A 23144-nucleotide genomic window follows, 5' to 3' on the forward strand; every position below is an offset into this window, starting at 1 on the left:
CGGCTTCTATTTATTTTAATCGCTTTTTCATTTCTTCAAACTCTTTTTCCGAACATAGCACGAAGTGTTCTGGGGAAACTTCGCGGAACTCGACTTTTTCTGCCGGGCCATATTTATGATCTTCAGGATTATACGGAGTCCGCTTACGCGCGCGCTCATAAATCGGGTCTGGCAATGGAATAGCAGAAAGCAATGATTTTGTATAGGGATGCATCGGATTCTTGTACAACTCTTCTGCAGTTGCCATTTCGACAAGTTTCCCAAAATACATGACACCAATCCGGTCTGAAATATATTTAACCATCGACAAATCATGAGCGATAAATAAATACGTAAGACCTTTCTCTTTCTGCAAATCCCTTAATAAGTTAACGACCTGCGCTTGGATCGAAACGTCTAATGCAGAGATTGGCTCATCCGCAATGATGAATTCTGGATTTACGGCTAACGCACGTGCAATACCGATCCGCTGGCGCTGACCGCCTGAGAATTCATGTGGATACCGTTCAGCATGTTCCTTATTCAACCCAACCGTTTCAAGCAATTCAATAACTTTCGCTTTACGTTCTTTAGTATTTTTGACAAGACCATGGATATCCAGACCTTCTGCAATGATATCAAGCACTTTCATACGCGGATTCAATGAAGCATATGGATCTTGGAAAATCATTTGCATCTTCTGATTCAATGATTTCACTTCTGCATTTGACTTATTCCCATGGACACTGACACCATCATAAAGGACTTCACCGTCGGTGGCGTCGTAAAGTCTGATAATCGTCCGGCCCGTCGTTGATTTACCACAACCGGACTCACCAACTAAACCGAATGTTTCACCACGGTATATATCAAAGCTAATATTATCAATCGCCCTGACTTCGGAAGGTTTTCCGGCATTAAAGTATTGTTTCAAGTTTCTCACTTCAAGCAATTTCTCTGCCATCACGCTTCACCCCCTAAATTCCCATCAGTACTTTCATAATATCTGCTGCCACGGAAAGTCTTCATCCGCTCAATGATTGTTGCTGGTGGATCGACTTTCGGTGCGTTCGGATGAAGCAACCATGTAGCTGCGTAATGCGTATCACTTACTTTGAACATCGGCGGAGCTTGTTCTAGGTCAATTTTCAATGCATATTCACTACGTAGCGCAAATGCATCCCCCACCGGCGGATTCAATAGATCCGGCGGTGTCCCGGGAATCGCATAAAGTCTTTCCTCTTCAAGATCCATCGAAGGCATGGAGCTTAACAGCCCCCATGTATACGGATGTTGAGGATTATAGAATATTTCATCGACTGTACCAACTTCAACAATACGACCGCCATACATAACCGCGACACGATCTGCGACATTCGCTACAACACCAAGATCATGGGTGATGAAGATGATGGAAGTATCGACTTTCTTCTGGATATCTTTCATCAACTCAAGGATCTGGGCTTGAATTGTAACGTCAAGCGCTGTCGTTGGTTCATCGGCGATTAACACCTTTGGATTACATGCAAGCGCAATGGCGATGACAATCCGTTGTCGTTGTCCACCTGAAAATTGGTGCGGATACATTTTATATCGGTTTTCCGCATTCGGAATCCCAACCATTTTCAACAGGTCGATGGCAACTTCCATGGCCTTTGACTTACTTACTTTTTGGTGTTTTAAAATCGGTTCCATTACTTGTTTCCCGATTGTCATCGTCGGATTCAAGGATGTCATCGGGTCTTGAAAAATCATCGAAATGTCTTTCCCTCTGATTTTCTGCATTTCCTTTTCAGGCAACTTCGTTAAGTCCTTATTCTCAAAAAGGATTTCCCCGTTTTTAAACTCGGAGCTCGACTCGGGTAGCAATCGCATGATTGACTTTGTCGTCACCGATTTTCCTGATCCTGACTCACCTACAATCGCCAAAGTTTCCCCTTTGTTCAGGTCAAAGCTTACTCCTCGTATCGCTTTCACTTCACCGGCAAACGTATGGAAGGAAAGCTCCAAGTCTTTTACTTGCAATATTTTCTCCATCTCGGCTTTCCTCCATTCAATCTTTCATTTTCGGATCAAGCGCATCACGCAGACCGTCACCGATCAGGTTGAACGCAATCATCAAAATACTAATAACAAGCGCAGGGAATAAAAGAACATATGGTTGGAATTCCATTACTTTATATCCGTCGTTGATAAGTGTACCAAGCGAAGCTGCTGGCGGTTGAAGTCCAATCCCAATAAAGCTAAGGAATGCTTCAAAGAAAATTGCACTTGGAATCGTGAACATCGTATTAATGATGACAATCCCTAAAATGTTCGGCAATAGATGTTTTGTGATGATACGACTATGACCTGCTCCAAGTGTTCTTGAAGCAAGAACGAATTCCTGGCCTTTGAATTTCAATATTTGCGCACGGACGATACGGGACATCCCTATCCAGCCCGTGATGGAAATCGCAATGATGATCGCTGTTATTCCGGGTTCCATAATAAGAATCATGAGAATAACGACGATCAACGTCGGAATCCCGATTAGAATCTCAACTATCCGTTGCATGACATCGTCAGTTCGACCTCCGAAGTATCCCGAAATACCGCCATATGCTACTCCAATGACCACGTCGATCAAAGCCGCAATGAAAGCGATCAATAATGAGATCTGGGTCCCTTCCCATAAGCGAGTAAATAGATCGCGTCCGAGTCCGTCAGTACCGAACCAATAATAGTCATCGACTTTTTTAACTTCATACAAATCGACCTTTTGTCCACCAAGTTCCCCGACGCCATTAAAAATCCCCAACTTTTCAATTCCCGGTATTTTAGGTGGCAAGTTGGCGTGACGAAGATTTTGGACATCTCCCGAGCGACCGTTCAAATGCGGTCCCACAAGCGCCATCAAAACTAATAAAACAAGGACAACCATGCTTACGATAGCCGCTTTGTTTTTACGTAAACGCAGCCAAGCATCTTGCCAAAAACTTAAACTTGGTTTCGTAATACGTTCAGCTGAATCGTTATCGATCACCACTCGTTCAAATTTTTCTGGCGGTAATTGTTGTTTATCAAGTTGCATTAGTTTTTACCTCCAGACAGACGGATTCGTGGGTCAATGATTCCGTAAAGAATATCTACGATGAAAATAACGACAATCAGGAATGCGGAGAAGAATAAAGTCGTCCCCATAATCGTCGCATGGTCATTCGTCATAATAGAAGAAACGAACTGCTCACCGATACCAGGAATTGCGAAAATCTGCTCGACAACAAGTGATCCCGTCACAAGACCAGCCGCAACAGGACCCAAAACTGTAACCAATGGGATTAATGCATTTCGAAGCGCATGCTTGAAGGCAATTTCATAACCATTCGCCCCTTTAGCTTTCGCCAACGTTATATAGTCCGAACTCAACACTTCAATCATTTCAGTCCGTATGAATCTTGCGGATAAAGCAAGAGGGCCCATAGCTAACGCGATTGACGGTAAGATACTGGATTTCCAGCCGTCGTTCCATAAGCCAACTGGCAGTAGATGCCATTCGGAAGCGATCCAATATTGAAGTAATGATGCGAAGACGAAGGACGGAATCGATATCCCCAATATCGCAAAGAAAGTACTCCCATAATCCCAAAATGTATTTTGCCGTAAGGCGGCAATCATACCTAATAGAATGCCGATAATTGTACCGAACACCATCGCCTGTGCACCAAGGATGAAGGAAGGTTTAAAGCGACTTGAAAGAAGGTCGTTAACGCTTTTCCCCTTAAAGACGAATGATGTACCCAAATCCCCTTTTGCCAAGTTTTTCATATAGATGGCATATTGAACTGGCTTCGGTTTATCAATGCCATACTTTTTCTCAACAATAGCCCTTTGTGACTCATTCAGCTTGTTATATGAGGCTATCGGCGAACCTGGTAGCGTTTGCATAAGGAAAAAAGTCGCTGTCGCAATGAGGAACATCGTGAGGAACATATAAATTAGACGCTTACCAACATATTTAACCATTTCGCACCTCCATATTTCTCTAATTGTAGAATAACCTATTTCATGCAATTTAAAGATTTCCAACCGATTAGTTAAAAAGAGAGAGTATATGAACAAATTTCCGTCCATATACTCTCTGGCATATTCAGCATTTACTTAATATCCCTTATTGTTTCCCGGAGATATAAGCCCATTTATAGCTATAATCCGCCCCAAATGGATGCACACCAAGATCCTTGAAGTAAGGCTTTTGTAATTGGATTGATCCTTTTTGGTAAATCGGGGCGATTGCAGCATCGTCTTCTAAAAGAATCTGTTCCGCTTTAGCGAATGCTTCATAACGCGCTTTTGGATCTAATGCAAGTTCATCTTTTGTGGAGTTGATTAATGCATCGTACTCTGGATTTGAATAAGACATTAGGTTGTTAGTGCCATTCGTGACGAACAGATCCAAGAACGAAATAGGATCTTGGAAGTCAGGGCCCCATCCAGACACTTCGATATCGTAATCTTGATTGGATTCAAGCTCCAAGCGAACTGAAAACGGTACTTCTTTCAACTTGATTTTCAATCCTTCAAGATTGCCTTCAAGTTGAGCTTTGAAGTATTCATCCATCTTCTTGGAAAGTTCACTGTCCCCACCAAGGATTTCAAGTTGGAGTTCAGTCACTCCAAGCTCGTCCAAACCTTTTTGCCAGTAATCTTTCGCTTCTTCAGTATCGTAGACCAATAGGTCGCCGGCAATTTCACGGAAGTCATTTCCGTTTTCATCAAAAGCGAATTCTTTTGGAACGATGAAGTTTGCAGCACTTGAACCATTTGCAAGGACTACGTCAGCTAAATCCTCTTTTTGGAAAGACTTCGCAATTGCTTTACGAATGTTTTCATTTGCAAGCGGTGTTTCTTTGCCGTCTTTCATATGGTTGAACTTCAAAAAGAATATAGATGTATCAGGTTCAATTACCGCTTCAGCATGACCTGCATATTGCATTGCCAAGTCACCAGATACACCAGCACGATCTTTTTTGCCATCATTATACAGTTTTACAGCGGTTGCAGAGTCTTTTACAACGTCAACATTGATCGTATCAAGTTTTACGCTTTCTGCATCCCAATAATTTTCATTTTTCTTATACACCCAGCTGTCCCCTGTACCGTCCCACTCAGTAAGAATGAATGGCCCGTTGTAAAGAAGATTATCGGAGTTTGTTGCATAAGCATCGCCCTTCGCTTTTACAAATTCTTCTTTTTGAGGATAGAATGTCCCGAATGACATTAGAGATAAGAAATACGGTACTGGACGTTCCAACGTTACAACAAACGTTTTGTCATCTTCGGCAACAACGCCAAGTTCAGACTTGTCCATTTTTCCTTCACTAATTGCAGTTGCGTTTTTAACAACCCCAGACATCATGAATGGTCCGTAAGGTGAACCAGTATCAGGGTCGATTGCACGTTGCCATGCAAACACGAAGTCATGTGCTGTTACCGGAGTACCATCGGACCAGTTAGCGTCTCGAAGCTTGAATGTGTAAGTAAGTCCGTCCTCACTTATTTCAGCCTCTTCCCCAGCCATAGCAGGTTCCGCTACATTGTCCAAATTCAATCGGTATAGACCTTCATTTACGTTATTCAATACATTGAATCCAACTGAATCTTCAACAATCGCTGAGTCTACGGAAGGAATTGCCGCCCCTTCGATCAAGTTAAGCACTTGCTCGGCATCCGGTTCGCCGGATCCATTTTGCCCTGTTGCATTGCCGCTTTTATTAGGCGCCTCGTCTTTTCCTCCACAAGCTGTAAGAACGACACTAAGCACTAAAGAAAGGGCCATAAGCAATAGCATTTTGTTTCTCTTCAAGATGATGACCTCCCTTTGTAATTGTCAGAAGAATTAACCCTTTTTATTATACAACGAAAGCAATCTAAGTCAAAGTGTTTTTATTGAATACATTTTCCGAAAATATAAACATAAACTTATTCATTTTGCGCAAAATGTTGATTAAACCTCACAACAAAAGAGTTTGTGACCTTGACATCAATTTACCATTAACCCAAACGAGGTGTAATAAACAGTTATATTTAAATTAAAACAATAGGGGTACAATTCAAATTAAAATTATTGTAATAAAATTTATTCTTATAAGAAATAAAACCCTATACCGATAATAAGATAAGCAGATAATAATGTTAGACCCTCAAACCAGTTGGATTCTCCATCATTACATAAATTGATAACAAGGAAAGTCGCAGTCACCATGGCTACCAATTCAGGAATTGTGAACACTAAAGGCATTGTCACTGGCATGAATAACGAAACGATAACAAGTATAGGTGCAACAAACATCGCTACTTGCAATGTGGAACCGACTGCAATTTCGACAGCCACGTCCATCCTATTCTTCATAGCCATCGTAATTGCCGAGAAATGCTCCGCAGCGTTCCCAACAATAGCTACAATGATGACTCCGATAAATAATTCCGTCCATCCGAATCGGTTACCAAGTGTTTCGAATGTATGCACCAATCTTTCAGAAACAAATGCAACAGCAATCGTCGATAATAGAAGGACGATGATCGCCTTTAACTTTGACCATTCGGGTGTTTCAACTTCCTCTTCCACGTTTTTATCAGAGGAGGCAAACACACCACGATGTGTGACGAGTTTAAAAAACAAGCCCGCCATATAGAGTGCTATTAAAATGATCGAGACGCCCACACTTAAAGTAACCGTATTTTGATAATTCATTTTCTGCGAAAAGATTTCAGGAATGACAAATGCAACAATAACGGCAAATATTAACAGACCTGAATTATATCGGGCATCATGAATACTGAAGTTTTGCGTTTTATATTTAATCCCACCCGCAAAAAAAGAAAAACCCAATACAAGCAACAAGTTCCCAAGGACGGATCCTGTTAGCGATGCAAGAACGATTCCGATTAAGCCTGCTTTTAATGTGAATATAGAAATGATCAATTCGACTGCATTTCCGAAAGTGGCATTCAATAAGCCACCCACTCTTGGCCCACTCACTATAGCAAGACTTTCCGTTGCTCGGCCAATAAAGCCCGAGAGAGCAATGATACTCGCACAGCTTATTAAAAATATAGGAATGGCTGGCCAATTTAATAAAGAGCCTACCAACACGGATGGGACTCCAATGAATGCAAGAAACAAAAATACACGATTCATAATCTACACTCCCTTTCGCTACCTTATCTTTCCCTGTAGAGGAAAATGCAAACTGCCACCATTCCACTTTGGAACTAAAAGTTATTTTCATTGCCACATTGCATGATGTCGTGTAAGATGAATTCACAGGCTGCATTGTTCGTATTCACATTAAGTTTTAACCTTTAAGCTGTAAAAGGGAGTTTTATATTGAAACAGGAATGGTATGCCCGATTCATCATCAATCGGGACGGACAGGAGCGTTTCTGCGAACACCCACTTTTAGGAGTGGTGGTTTAAAACTTTCTATGATTCGATACGGCAAAAGCGGCTTGTTCGTACATAATCAATCAATACCATCCCTTGTGGATGGTGTTTTTTATTTTATGGATATTTTTTAAAACGTTGGACATCATACATTGTGTAAGTGAACATTTCACTTAAAAATCATTTAAGGAGATGTCTCATAATGCCGGACAACAGACAAAACAGGAACAATAATAACAACAGGAACAACCAGAACAACCAGAACGATCGAAATCAAAACAGAAATAACAATACTGAATTCGGTCAAGATTTTTTTGATGTAAACAATCAAGACAATAACAATAACAACAACAGAAACAACAATGACAGGAACAAGAACAACCGCAATAATAGAAACAACAACAATAACAACAATCGTTAATATGTAGAAAAGAAAAAGCATCGAAGCGGTTTAATTGCCGATTCGATGCTTTTTCTTTATACCATTTTTAGTAAGGCTTCTTTACCGATCATACCTACATGGATCCCTAAAGTTTCTGCTTCTTTTGTAATTGACTCTAACGGAGCTTCAAGGAGTTGTTCGATTGTTTTTACACCGACGGCTCTCCCTGCGATAATTTTCCGATCTGATAAGACGTTATTTAGTAATGCTACGTCGAGGGCACCACACATGATGTATCCTTTGTCGTTTGAAACGGTAAGTAGGGTTGTTTTCGGTAATAGAACGGTCACTGCAGTAAATGTATGACCATTGATTGTAATGGGTGTCATTGAAACCAATTTGCTCTCCCCTTTCCCTTTTATACATATGGTGGCGGGAAACAAAATGTGAAAGGTTAGGTTATAACTGTTGCTTTCCGTTCCGGCGCTCGCTTTCCGCGGGCATGGCTTGAGCCAATCGAACCACGAAGAGTTCGATTTGCCGTATTTCTGCGTTCTTTGCAGAAATTAAGGCATCCTCCCACCTGCTCTCAACGCTTCGCTTTTGTTCGCAAAAGCCGTTCTTCGTAACGGCTTTCGCAGGAGTCGAGCGCCTACACTCCAAGCAACGGAATGCCCGATACTTATTTAAGTTCATTCTAAATTAATTCGAATTTTTGTTATAATAATAGATAGTTCTTACTTGCGGGGAAGTGAATGTTAATTGACTACTGAAAAAGATGATGTTGTCCTTGAAGAGAATGATGATCAATTTGAACAGATGAGTGATGAGGAGATAAATGAACTTGTGTTGGAGGCTCAACGGGAGGCTTTGCTAAGATCATCTGAGGATGTAGCAAAACCAAAAAGACGGGTTCCGAAATGGTTTGTTTGGTTGATGTCGATTATGTTAGCACTGAGTACGTTTGCGGGGCTTTTTCAAGTGTTTTCGATTCCGGCGATTGAGTTTCTTATAACGTCGGCGACACTTTCGAAACAGGAAAGCATAGCAGACTATAAAAAATCTGTTGTCGTTGTTTCGACTGAGAATGGAAAAGGTACGGGGTTCTCCATATCTAATGAAGGAAAAATACTAACAAATTATCATGTAATTGAAGATGATAAATTTATAACGGTCGTTTTTCCGGAGGATGGCCGGTATAATGCAACCGTACTCGAAGCATATCCAGAGATTGATGTGGCTGTACTTGAAATTGAAGGAAATGACCTTCCTTCCCTAACTCTTGCAAATAATAATATTGCTATGGAAGAAAATGATCCGATTACTTTTATCGGGAATCCATTGAGCTTTAAAGGAATCGCAAATGAAGGAACCATTTTATCACCTATTACGTTAAATAACTGGACGAATGAGGTAATGATGATAAAGGCTCCGGTATATCGTGGTAATAGTGGCAGTCCGGTTATTAATGAAAACGGACAAGTGATCGGAGTCGTTTTTGCTACATTAGATCACGAAGAGCATGGCAAAGTTGGATTATTTATCCCAATTGATTTGTTTTATGATTATCAAGAACATCACTTACCTAATAATAAAAAGGCAAATTAGTATAGTTTACTTTTGAAATGAATTATACTATTTTAGGTACATCTCAGTTTTTTTACAGCTTACTGGAGGGAAATGAAATTGAAGAAAATCTTGTCTGCGCTAATTGCCTTAACGATTGTTATGTCGCCTATCGGCAGCTTAGTGTTAAATGATCATGCAACAACTGTTGAAGCGAAGAGGTATAAATCAGGAAAGAAAGGCTTTAATACAAATCCACAACAAAACAGCATTAATAATCAACCAAAAGTGGATAAGAAAAAACAAGATGAAAACACGTCATTTAATAAATCTACCCAAAACAACACCACGAAGGGCGGCTTCTTCTCGGGTGGACTGATGAAAGGATTGTTCATCGGAGGGCTTGCAGGCTTACTTTTCGGTAGTCTATTTGCCAATATGGGAGTTTTGGGATCGATTTTAGGCTTAATGATTAATGTCCTTGCTATCGTGTTTGCGATTAGTCTAATACGGAAGATTTTCGCGCTTCTTAAAGCGAAGAAAGAAAAAGAGGATGTTAATCCATGGCGGAATTGATGATGTCGGAACAAGATATTATTAATGCGATTTGTCTTGACCAAGCATGGAAACATGAAGATGTTTTACCAGAAAACGTTGAAGTTGAGCTAATTTATGACGACGACGAAGGCTTTTCTGCGGAAGTGGAGTTTTTCGATAAAAAATATGTGATTGGCTCATTCGACATGATTCAATCAATCCGCTTCTATATAAAGGAAGTATTACAAGGCGATCCTTATGCAGCAAGCATAAAACTATTGTTAGATCGAGATGAAGGAATTATCGCTTCGATTCAATAACATTTTCTGATCAAGGCCGGGCGGGCAATAACCGCCTGGCCTTTTTAACTAATAGCGACTAACTCCTTCTCATTCACCTCATACTTCACTTCGGAATTATTCTTTATAAGTAGTTCTTCACCAACACAGTCCCCAGTCCGTTTATCAATTGTCCGACGCCAAATTTCGTTCTGTCTGTAGTCTTTTTCATTATGTCGATAAAATTGATGTTCCCTTTCTTCTATATGGTAACTGTATTCCATTTCTTCATTCACAAAAATAGCACCTTTCAAATGTCGATTCGTCAGCCATATACGGATTTGAAACGTGTACGGAGTCGTATTCTTAAACCGCAAATCCACATAATTGTAGAAAACGCTTGCCCCGCTACCGAACGGAAGAACCCTTCCCTCATCCGGAAAAGGATCAAAGCTATGGTGATGCCGTTCAATAACAGTCATCGGCGTATGTAGCACCATCCAATAGAGAAGGTTTGCCAACTGACAAATCCCGCCTCCAATTCCGGTCTTCACTTCTCCTCTTGACAACTGCATTCCTTCAATATAACCTTTTTTCTTCGTGGCCCTCCCAACCAATTTCCAAAATGAAAAAACTTCCCCAGGTTGAATGAGTATACCGTCAATTCGACTTGCAGCTATCCCTAAGTTCACGATTTTATTCTCCTGTAGAACAGGATCACTGTCCCCCAACCGTCTCCGCAATAAGGATTGATGTTTTTTACAGGAGAATTGAAAATTCTTTTCGACTTTTTGCCTGGCGAACTGCTTTTTAGCCTTCAAATTACTGATGTATCGAAAAAACCTTTTCTGCTCAATTCGAGCATGATAAAAAAACGGATGAATCTCTGACAATCGCATCATTTTCTCCCCTTGTAATTATCATAGCGACTCTCTACTATATTCATCTCGTAAATCTTATTTTCCTTCCTAACATAAAAATAAATTTCATGAAAGTGCTCTATTTTTCGAATTCAAATGATAGGATATATAAATCTAACTAAATTCGTAAATTGAACTAAAAAGGAGGAGAAATAAATGAAAAAGCAAAATAGCAAAAATGACTTCCCTTTTTTAACTTGGCTCATCGCTACATTCATTCTGTTCATTGCTGCTGTCAATACGGTGCCAAGCCTAACTGCACGTATTTCTAATACTCCTGTTTTAGGACACTTAGTAAAAGCGGTTGAGTTTGGTAACGTACCCGTATCCAAGGAACAGGAGACAAATGAGGTCTTCGCCACAACCCCCTCCAAAAGCAATGACATTTCAGATACCGGTAATACAGTAAAGACATTTGCATTTGAGTATGGATTGGCAACTGGAGGTACTATTACAGATAATGTAAATGTCAAATCGATTACTGTTGAAAAAGAAGATGATGTGGAGCATATCAGCATTCATTTCACTCAAAGAGGTGAAGAAGAGGAATATCAACTTTTGGCACCGGTCTATATTATTGAATACCAAGAAAATCCGTATACGATGACCTTTACGATACATGGTGCACGAGCTTTTGAAGCAAATGAATTCATTCATTTGAAAAACAGTGAGTTGGTTGAAGATGCCTATTGGTTAGTCACCCATGATGATTCAGCAATTCGATTTACAATCGTTTTTAAAGGGCCGGTTAAAATCGCAGGTGAGGAATATTCCGATCCTGCGCAGCTTGTAGTTAGTGTTGCCGCGGATGAAGAACCGATCGCGACAAAACTTTACACAGTACGAACCCCCTCCCATTTATTCGGTGGTGATATTCCGGATTACGAGGAATATTTATTAAAGGAAAAAGATTTAAGGGTACTCCGAGAAAACGGAATCCTGTTTTCCACTTGGGAAAGTGAGTTTTACCTTGAAGTAGGATTATATGAAAACAAGGAGGACGCCGAAAAAAAAGCCCATGAAATCAATGAAGAGTATGGACCTGATTTAAAGGTGTTTGTTGAGGAGCGAGATGTAATAGGTAGATAAATAGTTTTTCAAGTGAAAAACCGTTCATTGAAGCGGTTTTTTACATGGAATGCCCGTTGTAAGGAAGTTATCGGTCACTATTGAAAAATTAGCCCGCCGCCTTGAATTTTAATTTTTTTAGAAATAATCTTTTAATATATATTAAGAAAACCTTTTCTGATGTTATACGTCTATATCTATTGAAATATTACTTGCCCATCGAGTTATTAGATGATATGATTTTCCGCGTGTTACGTTAGCGGCTAAATCAATATCTATTTATATTAGTTAAGGCGGTGATCTATAGATGAATAGACACGACATAAGGAAGCTAAAGAAAAGAAAAAAGAAGCTTGGAATCGGTATCGGCATCATTTTAGTGTTGCTTGCCTTCGGAGTTTATTATTGGGTCGACCAATACAATAAAGGATTATCGCTTTCCGGAGATGGAACCTTAAAAGGTCAAAATGAAGATTTCGGTATTTTTGACGGTCCTGAACCGCAATTCGGCGAGATCAATGTATTACTCTTAGGGTCTGACGCCCGTAAAAACGAGGAAGGACATTCAGACACATTAATGATAGCCAACTACAATCAGGAAACAAAAAAAGTGAAATTGATATCGATCATGCGGGATATTTACGTGGATATACCGGGACATAAAAAGCAAAAGATTAATGCTGCGTATCCACTTGGAGGGCCGGAATTGGTCCGTCAGACGATAAAAGAAAACTTCGGCTTAGATATACACTACTACGCAATGGTTGACTTTAAAGGTTTTCCAAAGATAGCCGATATCATTGCACCGGACGGAATTGAAGTCGACATCCCCTACACGATGTCACACGGTATTTATATGACATTAAAGCCAGGCAAGCAAATTTTACATGGTGACCAACTATTAGGATATGTCCGTTTCAGACATGATTATAAAAATGACTTTGGTCGCGTGGAGCGTCAACAGGAAGTACTGTCAAAATTAAAAGACGAAGCTGTAAGTATTCATAGCATTTTGAGCTTACCAAAGCTCTTAGGTGCAGCTGATGCATATGTCGATACAAATCTCGATAAAATGACAATTCTTTCGATCGGTAAAGGGGTCATGGATAATAAATCCGAAAAGGTCGAGACTTTGCGTCTTCCGATAGATGGCTCATTCTCAGATAAACGAGTTGATTATGTAGGTGCTGTCCTTGATATCGATATGGAGAAAAACATTGAGGCATTGAATGACTTCTTAAGTGATAAAAAAGAGATAGCAGATACGGAAAATGTAACGAATTAATAAAAGAGGCACCCTGATTCAAAAGGGTGCCTCTTTTATTTTACAGGCTCTCCTTCACGTCTGAAGAAGCCGAAGATGCCTACTGTTTGAACGACGTTTGTAAAAGCATGAGGATCAACTTCATTAATGATTTTTTCCAAATCATATAATTCGTACCTTGTAATTACTAAATACAACATACTTTTATCTTCTTTAGAATAAGCTCCCTTCGCTGGCACAATTGTAATCCCGCGCACCATTTTGTCATGAATCGCTTGTTGGAGATCATCCGCCTTATGCGTGATGATCATTGCCGTAACCTTCTCATGTCTTGTGTGAAGCATGTCAATGACAGAAGTAGTAACGTAAAGGGCAACCATCGTATAAAGTGCATTCTCGGGTTCATAGAGGAAGCCTGCAAGCACAATGATAATTCCATTCAATAACAAGAAATACATACCGATTGGTTTATCCTGCAGGCGAGACAATACCATTGCGACAATATCCATTCCCCCGGTAGATGCACCAAGCTTCAATGATATCCCAACTCCAACTCCTGCAATTACCCCACCGAATACCGCATTTAGAATAATATCGTTGGATAGTGAAAGTATAGGTAATAACTCAAGGAACAAAGTTGTAAAGGCAACAGAAATAATACTGTAAATAGTGAAGCCTCTTCCGACTTTAAACCATCCCAAAATAAATACAGGAATATTGAATAACAAAAGTAAAATTCCGGTGCTAAGCGATATCCCGAATTGATCACTCAAAACACTTGATACAAGCTGGGCCGCTCCAGAAAATCCGCTTGCATAGACATTGGCGTTTATGAGGAAGAAATTCAATGAAATCGCCATCAATAAAGCACCGAATATGACCACTACAATTCGTTTCGCTTCGATAAAAAACATAAGTACCTCCTTCAATAATCTATCGATTATACTACACTTCAAGAAAGTAATCTTCTATTCACTATTCCACGTTTTATCCATAAAAAACACTGGTGTATTTGCAATTGACGAACAAGTGGTAATGGTTATTCAACTACAATTTGAAGTTATATTTATAATAGGACTTGTTTTCTGCAAATCTAAGTATATAATTCTGTTTACGAGGGTTTTTACATAGAAATGTGGAGTGACGAATGCGTACATACAATGAGAAAATAAGCATCTATCATGGCATGGCTTCAACAGTTGCAGTAAACTTTTCCGGAAACTTTTTTCCGATTTTTGCAATCACTATTTTAGGAGCTACCAATTACCAGGTCGGGTTAATCAGTTCACTCCCCCCACTTATGGCATTACTTATGACGATTCCGGCAGCGATTCTTTTAAATCGTGCACAAACACAGAAAAAACTTGTAGCTGTTTCTGTATTAATGGCGCGATTGATGTTCCTGTTAATCATCGCTCTTGTTTTTATTCCGTCTCAGCCTACACAAGCGTGGATGTTTTTAGTCATCATCGCCCTTATGAACTTGCCGAATACTGTGGCAAACGTAGGGTGGCAGACATTCATAAGCGGTCTCGTACCTGAATCCAACCGCGGAACCTTTTTCAGTGACCGAAACCGGATGTTAACGATTGTCGGACTTTGTTCCACACTTTTGATTGGTATTTTAATGAAAGACGCTTCGGATAGTGTCATTGCGTATCAAATATTGTTCGGAATCGCCTTTTGCTTTGGTTTACTTGAAGTTTTCCTACTGATGAAACATGATGAACAACCTGTACAAACGGATGAAACATCACTTAAAAAGAAAACTATGGACTGGTCGATTTTTAAATATAAGAATTACGTATCATTTTTAGTTGCGGCGTTGTTCTTTAATTTTGCTTGGCAGATGGCATGGGGCATCTTCAATATCTATCACGTTAGGGTTGTCGGTGTAACGATCTTTTGGATTAGCATGTTTTCTGTTGGAAGCATGTTAGCTCAAATTATTTCATTTCCACTCTGGAGAAAGTGGGCGGAAAAACGGTCAAACACATTGGTTTTCGTCTGGGCGGCAATTGGTATGGCAACCACCCCCTTCCTAACCGTTTTGTCTACAAACTTAATATATATTACGATTATCCAGACCTCTTCGGGTTTCTTTCTTGCTGGTGTTGTGTTATTGCTATTTAACTTGCTACTGGAACAGTCACCGACTGAAGTCAGAACATATTGTATTACTACATACAATGTATTATTGTCGGTTGTGGCATTCATCGCACCACAGATTGGAATTTGGTTGTTAAACAGTTTAGGCATAGAGGCAGCGATGTACATAAATTCAGTATTCCGATTGCTCGCCGCCTGTTTGTTTTTTATCGTCTATTTGAAATATGCGAGAAAAATAGGTTTAACACTATGATAAAGAGCATTTCCCAATGACAACGATGAAATCATATCCCATAAGTATCCCATATACTTTCTGACTAACCTATTCGATAATGATGATACAATCTCCTTTTTTCATGAAAAAAGCAGCTGGAATGAATTCATTCCAACTGCTTTTATTTCATTTCAATTCTGAATATAACTCTCATTTGAAACGTCTTTTAATAATTTAGTTGGTTCACCGACACAGTATAATTGCAAATCATGCATGGCTCTCGTACAGGCAGTGTAGAATATTCTGCGTAGGGCCTCATTGTTATAAACTTGCTCCGAAGCATCATAAATAATGACCGCATCGAATTCAATTCCCTTAGCCAAATACGAAGGAATGACGACGACTCCTTGTTCATATTCCATCGATCCATTCTTTATATGCTTGATATCCTCAATGTCAGACAAGGCTTGGTAAGCACGTTCACTTTCTTCTCCCGATTTACAAATGATTGCAATCGTGTTGTAGCCAATATTTTGCAACTCACTAATTTTAAAGGAAATATGTCTATGCAATTCATCATAAGTAGCTAACTTTATTAATTCCGGTTTCTCACCATTACGTTCAAACGGAATGATCTGCTCACTATTAGCCACAAGTTGACGTGTGAATTCGATAATTGGTTTTGTGGAACGATAGCTTCGCGATAAGTTTACAACTTCCGTATTATCCGGCCCGAAAAGTCCGGTTAATGCTTTGAAGTCAACTCGTGTACTTGCATGCGCAAAAATTGCTTGATTGAAATCACCTAAAACAGTCATTTTTGCCGCTGGAAAAAGACGACGCAAGTATTCAAATTGGAATGGCGAGTAATCTTGTGCTTCATCGACAACGATGTGCTTAATCGTCCTATTTGTTTGAAAGCCACGGATAAGCTCATTTAATAATAGATACGGTGTAGCGTCTTCATAGAACAACTTGCCTTGATCAATCATGTTAATTGTAGTCAAACAAATAGACTGCCACTCGGCTGGCAAATCTCCTTTATGCCATCGTTCGATAAATAAGGGGCTTGTAAATAGCTGTTTATAAATCCCATTCATATCTATGAAAGCATACTCTTCGATTTGTTTACGAAGCGGTTTAAATCTCTGTTGAACGATCAAGCGGCCAAGTTCTTTCGGTTCCATTTCATAGTCAGCAACCGACTCACCCTTAAAACCTTTCTTTTTCGCTAAATGCTTATGCGCCTTATGATAAGCCTCATCGCTAAGTAATTCGATTTCCTCTTCTACCCAGGGCTTCGTTAGTTCGTTTTTCCGAACTCCATTCACCTTCTTCATTAGCCAATCTTTTAACTTTTCAAGGCGATTATGGAAACGGAGTGACGTGTCGTTGCTGTAGAATCTTTCTTCAATTTCCTGTTTGGTTACAATCGGTTTTCCCCTAAAGAGAATATCCTTAAACAGCATTTTAGATGTCTCTAACCCTCTTCTATACGACTCGATCGCTTCAAAAAATGGTGTGGAAGCCTTAAAGCGGATACCTTCTACCCTTGATCGATACGACGGAGTGTTTTCAGCTGTCAGTACATATTCCAATTGCTCATAAGGGTTTTCCACTTTAAACCCATCGCTAAGACGGTGGTTCAAGTACTCTTGAAATGTCACTTGCTGCATATTTTCTTCACCAAGTTCCGGAAGGACATTGGAAACATAATTATTGAACAATGAATTTGGCGAAAATAATATGATCTGGTCGGCGCTCATACTATCCCGATATTTATAAAGTAAATAAGCGATTCGTTGTAGGGCTGCAGACGTTTTACCGCTACCTGCTGCACCATGTACGATAAGAAGCTTACCTGAATCGTGACGGATAATCCGATTTTGCTCCGATTGGATCGTTGCCACGATATTATGCATATGCTTATCGGTGCCTTTCCCTAAAACAATCTGTAAAATCTCATCTCCAATCGTAAGACTTGTGTCAAACATCGATTGAAGTACTCCTTCACGTATCAAATATTGCCACTTTTTCTCCAACCTGCCATGCACGACGCCTCCAGGTGTTTCATATGTGGCCAACCCGGGTTGATGATCGTAGTAAATACTTGAAATCGGGGCTCTCCAGTCATAGATCAGGAAATCTTCCCCGCTTTCATCTGTTAATGTGGCTATTCCGATATAAATCTGTTCCTCGGTCGGAACCCCTTCTTCGCTAAAATCGATCCGTCCAAAGTACGGTGATTTTTTCATTCTTTGTAGCGTGGACAACCTTTTAGATGAAAGCCGGTGTGTGCTTTGACTAACAGCAAGTGCTTGAGCTTCTTGTCTTAGTCCAATAATCGTTTCAAGATAATCATCAAATGTATCCACATTGACTTTAACTTCATCCCAAAAATGTTTTCGAATCTTTACAACTTCATCCCGTTGCCGAGTTGCATCTGCCCCCAACTTGAGAATTCGTTCTTCAATAAGTTCAGTGACTCGATTTACGCGCTGTTGTTCGTGCTGAAACGTCGATTCCATACCAACACTCCTTTAAAAAATAAGTAAAAGGGTTGACTAATGAATAGACGATGATGTATAATTAAGATAGGGATAATATATTCATATTAATTATACAGTGTCTATCTTAATAAATTTACCATACAATCTCATTTCGTTCAATAGGCGAAGTAGAGGTTTTTTGACGATTCATGCGCTAATGCTAAAAAGGCAGTTGGAATGTTAATTTCATCCCAACTGCCTTTTTTCTATATTTTCCTATTTGGAATCAGCATCTTCGTTTAGCAAGGTAAATACTTCACTGTTTCCATTCCATTCTATTTTAATTTCCAACTTATCATTTTTATTTGTTAAACGGCTGTTGGAGATTGGAAAGTCCGTAAAAAATATGCCTTCTTTATTTAAAGTAAAATCATCCCCACCAAAACTTATTACACCGTTATTTTTCGATTGAACATAGAAACCAAATGTTTTAGTATCCTGTAGATTCTCTCCTTTGTATTCAAAATGAACCCGATAGGTTTCTTCCCCATCATTCTGAGTAACAGTTACCTCAGAGAACCAATTTTTATCCTCGCCCACAAAAATTAGGTCCTGAACCATATTATTTGCCTGACATGCAAACAATAATAGGATTGGAAAGAATATGAATGGTACGAATAACTTTTTGATAGTGATACCCTCCTCAGTCACGGCTTCTATAGGTTAGCCTTCTTGCTTCATCCTTTAAATTTAGGGATTCCATTAAATCTATAACCAAGTTTAAAATTTCACTGTCATAATCGTACGATAGTACATACCAAAACATCGCATCCCGAATAAAACCCAATTTTTCTTCATATGTTGCGTCTTTTAAAAAGACTTTCATTCTCTCAATTTGTTCTTTATCTTGCCTTCTTTCAGGATCAAAAGAGTAGCGTCTATGAAGATCAGCTGCAGTTCCCAAAATTCCCAAGCCATCATAAGTTTTTAAAACTATACTTTCTTCACGTTCTCGGAGAACCGTTTGAACATATTCGGAAACGTCTACTTTCTTAGTGCTGAACACTTCTTGTAGAAGATCCAAAAGCTTATCTCTTTTTAACTGCCAACTGTCTGACAGATAATCACTCAAAATTAGCTTGGTCGATTCAGAATTTTCCCAAGGCCAACAATCATCCAATAACCCGACATGCGGAACAGACGAGGCAATCAACAAAAACTCATTAATATTTCGTGCTGTTAGGCGAATTGGTGGATCATTCGTAGGCGTAACACAAACAATCGGTGCTTCATTCAAATCAGTTATTGATCCAAAATCAGTTAAAAACCCAAAATGTACTCCATCCCCACCAGTATGGGCAAACGGAATTACATCTGGTGGAGTTATCGAATATGAAAAAGAATCTTGAATAGGCACCATGCCTATTGAATCCAGTGTTAATCCCTTTTTCCTCAATTTATTTTCCAATTCTATCAATTTTTCTACTTCATTAGGAACTCCATATTCTCCGTATTCTATCTTCATAACGCCAACTCCCACTCTCCCTGAATAGCCATTTTCCTTAATTTTACTATTTTCTAACAAAACCGACAACTACAAAATAGAAGAATTATGAATTATACTATAACTAATTCATTTAAAAGGGTGGTTGGAATTATGGCAGAACATTTATTTCATTTAAAAGCAAACTGGCCTGGATTGCGTAATGATATCGGAACAATTGAAACGTTGAACTTGCAGACAGAAGTTTCGATACCTGTCGAAATGGATGGCCCCGGAATAGGGACAAATCCGGATGAAATGTTGCTTGGAGCAGCCGCAACGTGCTATATCATCACACTTGCAGCGATGCTTGAGCGAAGCGGCATTGAGAAAACGAGTCTGACGATGGAATCCGTTGGTGTTGTCGACTATACGAATGGTGTTGTTACATATAAGAAGATCATACATAAGCCGGTGCTTGTTTTGGCTGTAGACACTTCGGAAGATAAAAAACGAATTGCGGAGAGACTTGTTATTAAAGCGGAAGATTCGTGTATGATCAGCAGGGCTTTAAAAGGAAATGTAGAAGTTACAGCCGAAGCGATTATTAAATAGTGGTCAGCTGAAATCTTCTTCCCTAATGCACGTATTCTATAGTAGATTCATACGGAGGTGGCTCCATGGGATTTAATGCATATGATGATTTTATGTTTTCATTTGGACCTATTTTTTTCGTTATTGTGTTTGCATTAGTTATTGGCTTTTTCATTGTCGTGATTGTTAAGAGTATCGGACAATGGTCCAAGAACAATAATTCACCACGACTGACTGTTCCTGCACATGTTGTAACAAAGCGGGCGCACACCTCAGGCGGAAGCGGCGATTCCTCTGCATCTACATGGTATTATGCAACATTTCAAGTGGAAAGCGGAGATCGGATGGAGTTGGGTGTAGGCGCAAAAGAATACGGAATGCTCGCAGAAGGAGACATCGGCATGCTGACATTCCAAGGAAATAGATATATTGGATTTGAAAGGAAATAAGTTGAATGAACCCGCCAATAACGAATTGGCGGGTTTTTTACATTATCAGCGAATCAAACATTCTGCCATTCTTGGATAAAATACGAGATAGCACTGCGCAATTTATGTCCATTGTTCACCTTCATCAAAGCAAAATAAAGTGTCTTCGTGAATTGCAAAATATTTGTGCGAGCATGATAAAAAGAAAGTGATCGATCCATTCGAGATGCCGCCGCATCCAAACGGTCAAATAGCTGTTCAAACCATTCAATGAGAACTTCTTCTGGATAATCCTGTTTAACGAGGGATAGGATAATAGTTACTAGGCGTTCATCCTCATCGTCAGTATAAACACCGCCTTTCCAAAAACAAGATGCCACCCCGTCTAAAATCGTAGGGATCACCTTTCGCTCCAACAATGGATGCTTCACCAACATTGTCGCTAAATCTGCCCCATGAGCAATACTATGTGCCCATCCTTTGCCATTCACAAATCCGCGGGTATCCATTTCTTTTGATAAGTAAAGCGAGCTTCTTTCAAAAGTCTGTTTTCGCAAATCTGGGTTTAAAAATTGTTGTTGCTGATCCTTCCATAAAAGTGCAGTCAACCATAATGATGCAAAAGACCGTGTGAACACTGTATCCGTATTCATTTCGCCAATTGATGCGTATAAATAGTGATCGCTTACTAACTCCACCGCAGTCTTCTCTAAAAGATCATTCTTAAGTACATCAATCGAAATCAATTTGACGAACAATCGATAGATTAATTCATCCCGCAGTTCCCCGTCGGTTGATCCCAAGTTTTCAAGCATAAAGGAAAAAAGATTTTCCCCATACTCGTCCATATATGCAATGCACTGTCCGTCTTCCATTTCTAATAGTTCTTTTATCTGCTGTTTTATCTGAAATTTCCCCTTTCAATGTTGTCCTTCTTCAAATTCCGGTTCAAGTCGTTTCATGAATTCATCGGCAGCGCTATAGCCTTGCTGTTGCAAATACCAATTATTCGCCGCAGCTTCAATCAAGCCTGCTACGTCTCTTCCAGGTTGCAATTGTATTTGAATATGCGGAATTGGGACATCCATATACGTCTTGAATTTTTCATCCAGTTCAAGTTCATTATTCAATGCATTTTCCTGCCACTCCGTCAATTCGATATCAAGTGCGATCCGGCTTTCCTCCTGAAATGCCGCCCGGCCATAAAGTCGAACGACGTTCAATAACCCGATGCTTCGTAGTGCAAGGAATTCTTTATTCTTTTGGTTATGTGTACCTAAAAGTGTCTGCGGACTTAGTTTTTTCAATACGACGATATCATCGGCAATCAGTCGATGCCCTCTACCGATCAATATATGTGCAGTCTCACTTTTCCCAACTCCTGATTTGCCGCGCAATAAAATTCCGATCCCCGCAACGTTGACGCATACTCCATGAACCGCAATCTCAGGTGCCATCATCTTTGTAACATACGCGTCCAATTTGGCACTCAACTCAGACATCGAATCATGTGACCGTAAAACAGGTATATGCTTCTTTGTACAGTAACGCAATAGCCCAAGCGGTTCTTCCTGATTGGAGGTGATAATAATACACGGCGGGTCATATTGGACAATATTGGCGATGCGCAACTTGCACTCCTCGTCTGATAACGTATGCAAATAATTAATTTCATTTTTTCCAAGGATTTGTACATGTTCTGTAGCGATGAAATCGAACTTATCCATGAATTCTAATCCCGGCCTTCTCACTTTTGTCTTTTTTAATACTCTATTTAATTGGTCATGACCTACTAACACTTCCAACTTAAACAGTCTCACGATATCCATAATCGTAACCGTTTTCATTCCCACACTTCCCTGCTCATATAATTTGCAATTAGTATAACATGGAAAGGAATAATTTAGCTTATTCTACATAGTTATTTACATGTTTTTAGTGGTTCGGTTAAGACTACGAAGGAAAGGAGGGGAAAAGATGGCAAGAAAAAATAAAATTTTAGTACCTGAGGCACGTGAACAACTGGACCAATTAAAAGCGGATGTCATGCGGGCTAAAGGATACGATGTTGATAGCAGACGTCCGGATGCGGTTAAATATGAGGTCGCGAAGGAATTAGGGATTCCGTTATCAGACGGTTATAACGGAAAATTGACTTCTGAGCAAGCTGGAAAGATCGGTGGCCCAATTGGGGGCAATATGGTGAAAGAAATGGTGAGATTGGCACAGAAACAAATGGCGAAAAACGAGCGGTTGTGAGGATAAACGAGCGGATTCGCGATTAAACGAGCGCTTTTCGAAATTAACGAGCGCATTTACGATTAAACGAGCGCTTTTCGGCATTAACGAGCGGATTTACGATTAAACGAGCGCGTGCCTATAACTCCAATGAAAATAGCTGTCGCGA

Annotated in this window: 23 protein-coding genes and 1 other RNA gene; 10 read left to right on the forward strand and 14 right to left on the reverse strand. The window is 39.7% G+C overall.

The annotated features are described in order from the left end of the window. Nucleotides 1–10: 10 nt before the first annotated feature. The 6 genes from NSQ43_RS11690 to cax form a co-directional block, all read right to left on the reverse strand. Nucleotides 11–943 (reverse strand): ATP-binding cassette domain-containing protein, encoded by a 933-nt coding sequence (locus tag NSQ43_RS11690; protein ID WP_339250391.1) that lies wholly within the window; start codon nt 941–943, stop codon nt 11–13. Beyond that, the gene (locus tag NSQ43_RS11695) at nt 943–2016 is read right to left on the reverse strand and encodes an ABC transporter ATP-binding protein (RefSeq protein WP_339250393.1); all 1074 of its coding nucleotides are present in this window, start codon (nt 2014–2016) and stop codon (nt 943–945) included. Before NSQ43_RS11695 ends, NSQ43_RS11690 begins: the two co-directional genes overlap by 1 nt. Nucleotides 2017–2032: 16 nt before the next feature. Then, entirely contained in the window at nt 2033–3052 is a 1020-nt protein-coding gene (gene opp3C, locus NSQ43_RS11700; protein WP_339250396.1) for an oligopeptide ABC transporter permease, read from the reverse strand. Then, on the reverse strand, nt 3052–3984 hold the full coding sequence (gene opp3b, locus NSQ43_RS11705; protein ID WP_339250397.1) for an oligopeptide ABC transporter permease: 933 nt from the start codon (nt 3982–3984) through the stop codon (nt 3052–3054). The genes opp3C and opp3b overlap by 1 nt, the downstream gene beginning before the upstream one ends. A 145-nt stretch (nt 3985–4129) precedes the next feature. Next, nucleotides 4130–5824, reverse strand: coding sequence for a peptide ABC transporter substrate-binding protein (locus tag NSQ43_RS11710; protein ID WP_339250399.1), 1695 nt, complete (start codon nt 5822–5824; stop codon nt 4130–4132). Nucleotides 5825–6103: 279 nt separating this feature from the next. Next, nucleotides 6104–7159, reverse strand: a complete 1056-nt coding sequence (gene cax / locus NSQ43_RS11715; protein WP_339250401.1) for a calcium/proton exchanger — start codon at nt 7157–7159, stop codon at nt 6104–6106. A 124-nt stretch (nt 7160–7283) separates the two neighbouring features. Between cax and ssrS the strand changes: the two genes are divergently transcribed. Beyond that, a non-coding RNA gene (ssrS, locus tag NSQ43_RS11720) (6S RNA) lies at nt 7284–7476 on the forward strand. Between the two features lie 406 nt (nt 7477–7882). On the opposite strand, the gene NSQ43_RS11725 is transcribed toward ssrS, so the two are convergent. After that, nucleotides 7883–8185 (reverse strand): DUF1805 domain-containing protein, encoded by a 303-nt coding sequence (locus NSQ43_RS11725; RefSeq protein WP_339250402.1) that lies wholly within the window; start codon nt 8183–8185, stop codon nt 7883–7885. Nucleotides 8186–8549: 364 nt separating this feature from the next. Between NSQ43_RS11725 and NSQ43_RS11730 the strand changes: the two genes are divergently transcribed. From NSQ43_RS11730 to NSQ43_RS11740, 3 genes are all read left to right on the forward strand, one after another. After that, entirely contained in the window at nt 8550–9395 is an 846-nt protein-coding gene (locus NSQ43_RS11730; protein ID WP_339250404.1) for a serine protease, read from the forward strand. Between the two features lie 78 nt (nt 9396–9473). Continuing rightward, nucleotides 9474–9929 (forward strand): hypothetical protein, encoded by a 456-nt coding sequence (locus NSQ43_RS11735; RefSeq protein WP_339250406.1) that lies wholly within the window; start codon nt 9474–9476, stop codon nt 9927–9929. Next, nucleotides 9917–10210, forward strand: coding sequence for a DUF2653 family protein (locus tag NSQ43_RS11740; protein WP_339250407.1), 294 nt, complete (start codon nt 9917–9919; stop codon nt 10208–10210). Before NSQ43_RS11735 ends, NSQ43_RS11740 begins: the two co-directional genes overlap by 13 nt. A 44-nt stretch (nt 10211–10254) precedes the next feature. On the opposite strand, the gene NSQ43_RS11745 is transcribed toward NSQ43_RS11740, so the two are convergent. Beyond that, on the reverse strand, nt 10255–10860 hold the full coding sequence (locus tag NSQ43_RS11745; protein WP_339250409.1) for a VanW family protein: 606 nt from the start codon (nt 10858–10860) through the stop codon (nt 10255–10257). 384 nt (nt 10861–11244) lie between these two features. Between NSQ43_RS11745 and NSQ43_RS11750 the strand changes: the two genes are divergently transcribed. Further along, on the forward strand, nt 11245–12177 hold the full coding sequence (locus tag NSQ43_RS11750) for a hypothetical protein (protein ID WP_339250410.1): 933 nt from the start codon (nt 11245–11247) through the stop codon (nt 12175–12177). 286 nt (nt 12178–12463) lie between these two features. Next, the gene (locus NSQ43_RS11755; protein ID WP_339250411.1) at nt 12464–13441 is read left to right on the forward strand and encodes an LCP family protein; all 978 of its coding nucleotides are present in this window, start codon (nt 12464–12466) and stop codon (nt 13439–13441) included. Nucleotides 13442–13476: 35 nt separating this feature from the next. Here the strand turns inward: NSQ43_RS11755 and NSQ43_RS11760 are convergent, their stop codons facing one another. Beyond that, nucleotides 13477–14334, reverse strand: coding sequence for a YitT family protein (locus tag NSQ43_RS11760; protein ID WP_339250413.1), 858 nt, complete (start codon nt 14332–14334; stop codon nt 13477–13479). Nucleotides 14335–14567: 233 nt separating this feature from the next. Here NSQ43_RS11760 and NSQ43_RS11765 point away from each other — a divergent pair, with 233 nt between their 5' ends. After that, on the forward strand, nt 14568–15782 hold the full coding sequence (locus NSQ43_RS11765; RefSeq protein WP_339250415.1) for an MFS transporter: 1215 nt from the start codon (nt 14568–14570) through the stop codon (nt 15780–15782). A 152-nt stretch (nt 15783–15934) separates the two neighbouring features. Here the strand turns inward: NSQ43_RS11765 and helD are convergent, their stop codons facing one another. The 3 genes from helD to NSQ43_RS11780 all read right to left on the reverse strand — a co-directional run bounded on the left by helD (nt 15935) and on the right by NSQ43_RS11780 (nt 19757). Next, the gene (gene helD, locus NSQ43_RS11770; protein ID WP_339250416.1) at nt 15935–18271 is read right to left on the reverse strand and encodes an RNA polymerase recycling motor HelD; all 2337 of its coding nucleotides are present in this window, start codon (nt 18269–18271) and stop codon (nt 15935–15937) included. A 237-nt stretch (nt 18272–18508) separates the two neighbouring features. Further along, nucleotides 18509–18832, reverse strand: coding sequence for a hypothetical protein (locus NSQ43_RS11775; protein ID WP_339250417.1), 324 nt, complete (start codon nt 18830–18832; stop codon nt 18509–18511). A gap of 103 nt (nt 18833–18935) precedes the next feature. Beyond that, the gene (locus NSQ43_RS11780) at nt 18936–19757 is read right to left on the reverse strand and encodes a hypothetical protein (RefSeq protein WP_339250418.1); all 822 of its coding nucleotides are present in this window, start codon (nt 19755–19757) and stop codon (nt 18936–18938) included. A gap of 132 nt (nt 19758–19889) precedes the next feature. Between NSQ43_RS11780 and NSQ43_RS11785 the strand changes: the two genes are divergently transcribed. Both NSQ43_RS11785 and NSQ43_RS11790 read left to right on the forward strand, forming a co-directional pair. Further along, a complete protein-coding gene (locus NSQ43_RS11785; RefSeq protein WP_339250420.1) occupies nt 19890–20330 on the forward strand; it encodes an OsmC family protein in 441 nt (146 codons plus the stop codon). A 65-nt stretch (nt 20331–20395) separates the two neighbouring features. Next, nucleotides 20396–20758 carry a DUF2500 domain-containing protein gene (locus NSQ43_RS11790; protein ID WP_339250422.1) on the forward strand — a complete coding sequence of 121 codons (363 nt, stop codon included), beginning with the start codon at nt 20396–20398 and terminating at the stop codon, nt 20756–20758. 53 nt (nt 20759–20811) lie between these two features. On the opposite strand, the gene NSQ43_RS11795 is transcribed toward NSQ43_RS11790, so the two are convergent. Together NSQ43_RS11795 and hprK are read right to left on the reverse strand one after the other, a co-directional pair. Continuing rightward, complete coding sequence (locus NSQ43_RS11795; protein ID WP_339250423.1) at nt 20812–21612, reverse strand: DUF2785 domain-containing protein; 801 nt, start codon at nt 21610–21612, stop codon at nt 20812–20814. A 45-nt stretch (nt 21613–21657) separates the two neighbouring features. Beyond that, a complete protein-coding gene (gene hprK, locus NSQ43_RS11800) occupies nt 21658–22584 on the reverse strand; it encodes an HPr(Ser) kinase/phosphatase (protein ID WP_339250425.1) in 927 nt (308 codons plus the stop codon). A 130-nt stretch (nt 22585–22714) separates the two neighbouring features. Here hprK and NSQ43_RS11805 point away from each other — a divergent pair, with 130 nt between their 5' ends. Then, complete coding sequence (locus NSQ43_RS11805) at nt 22715–22996, forward strand: alpha/beta-type small acid-soluble spore protein (protein WP_339250427.1); 282 nt, start codon at nt 22715–22717, stop codon at nt 22994–22996. Nucleotides 22997–23144: the final 148 nt, after the last annotated feature.

The sequence above is a fragment of the Sporosarcina sp. FSL W8-0480 genome, from assembly GCF_037963765.1.
GTDB lineage: Bacteria > Bacillota > Bacilli > Bacillales_A > Planococcaceae > Sporosarcina.

Coding starts and splice junctions, on each gene's coding strand:
- NSQ43_RS11690 (WP_339250391.1), bottom strand. CDS start 943: ATGGCAGAGAAATTGCTTGAAGTGAGAAACTTGAAACAATACTTTAAT.
- NSQ43_RS11695 (WP_339250393.1), bottom strand. CDS start 2,016: ATGGAGAAAATATTGCAAGTAAAAGACTTGGAGCTTTCCTTCCATACG.
- opp3C (WP_339250396.1), bottom strand. CDS start 3,052: ATGCAACTTGATAAACAACAATTACCGCCAGAAAAATTTGAACGAGTG.
- opp3b (WP_339250397.1), bottom strand. CDS start 3,984: ATGGTTAAATATGTTGGTAAGCGTCTAATTTATATGTTCCTCACGATG.
- cax (WP_339250401.1), bottom strand. CDS start 7,159: ATGAATCGTGTATTTTTGTTTCTTGCATTCATTGGAGTCCCATCCGTG.
- NSQ43_RS11740 (WP_339250407.1), top strand. CDS start 9,917: ATGGCGGAATTGATGATGTCGGAACAAGATATTATTAATGCGATTTGT.
- NSQ43_RS11750 (WP_339250410.1), top strand. CDS start 11,245: ATGAAAAAGCAAAATAGCAAAAATGACTTCCCTTTTTTAACTTGGCTC.
- NSQ43_RS11755 (WP_339250411.1), top strand. CDS start 12,464: ATGAATAGACACGACATAAGGAAGCTAAAGAAAAGAAAAAAGAAGCTT.
- NSQ43_RS11760 (WP_339250413.1), bottom strand. CDS start 14,334: ATGTTTTTTATCGAAGCGAAACGAATTGTAGTGGTCATATTCGGTGCT.
- NSQ43_RS11765 (WP_339250415.1), top strand. CDS start 14,568: ATGCGTACATACAATGAGAAAATAAGCATCTATCATGGCATGGCTTCA.
- helD (WP_339250416.1), bottom strand. CDS start 18,271: ATGGAATCGACGTTTCAGCACGAACAACAGCGCGTAAATCGAGTCACT.
- NSQ43_RS11780 (WP_339250418.1), bottom strand. CDS start 19,757: ATGAAGATAGAATACGGAGAATATGGAGTTCCTAATGAAGTAGAAAAA.
- NSQ43_RS11785 (WP_339250420.1), top strand. CDS start 19,890: ATGGCAGAACATTTATTTCATTTAAAAGCAAACTGGCCTGGATTGCGT.
- NSQ43_RS11790 (WP_339250422.1), top strand. CDS start 20,396: ATGGGATTTAATGCATATGATGATTTTATGTTTTCATTTGGACCTATT.
- NSQ43_RS11795 (WP_339250423.1), bottom strand. CDS start 21,612: ATGGAAGACGGACAGTGCATTGCATATATGGACGAGTATGGGGAAAAT.
- hprK (WP_339250425.1), bottom strand. CDS start 22,584: ATGAAAACGGTTACGATTATGGATATCGTGAGACTGTTTAAGTTGGAA.
- NSQ43_RS11805 (WP_339250427.1), top strand. CDS start 22,715: ATGGCAAGAAAAAATAAAATTTTAGTACCTGAGGCACGTGAACAACTG.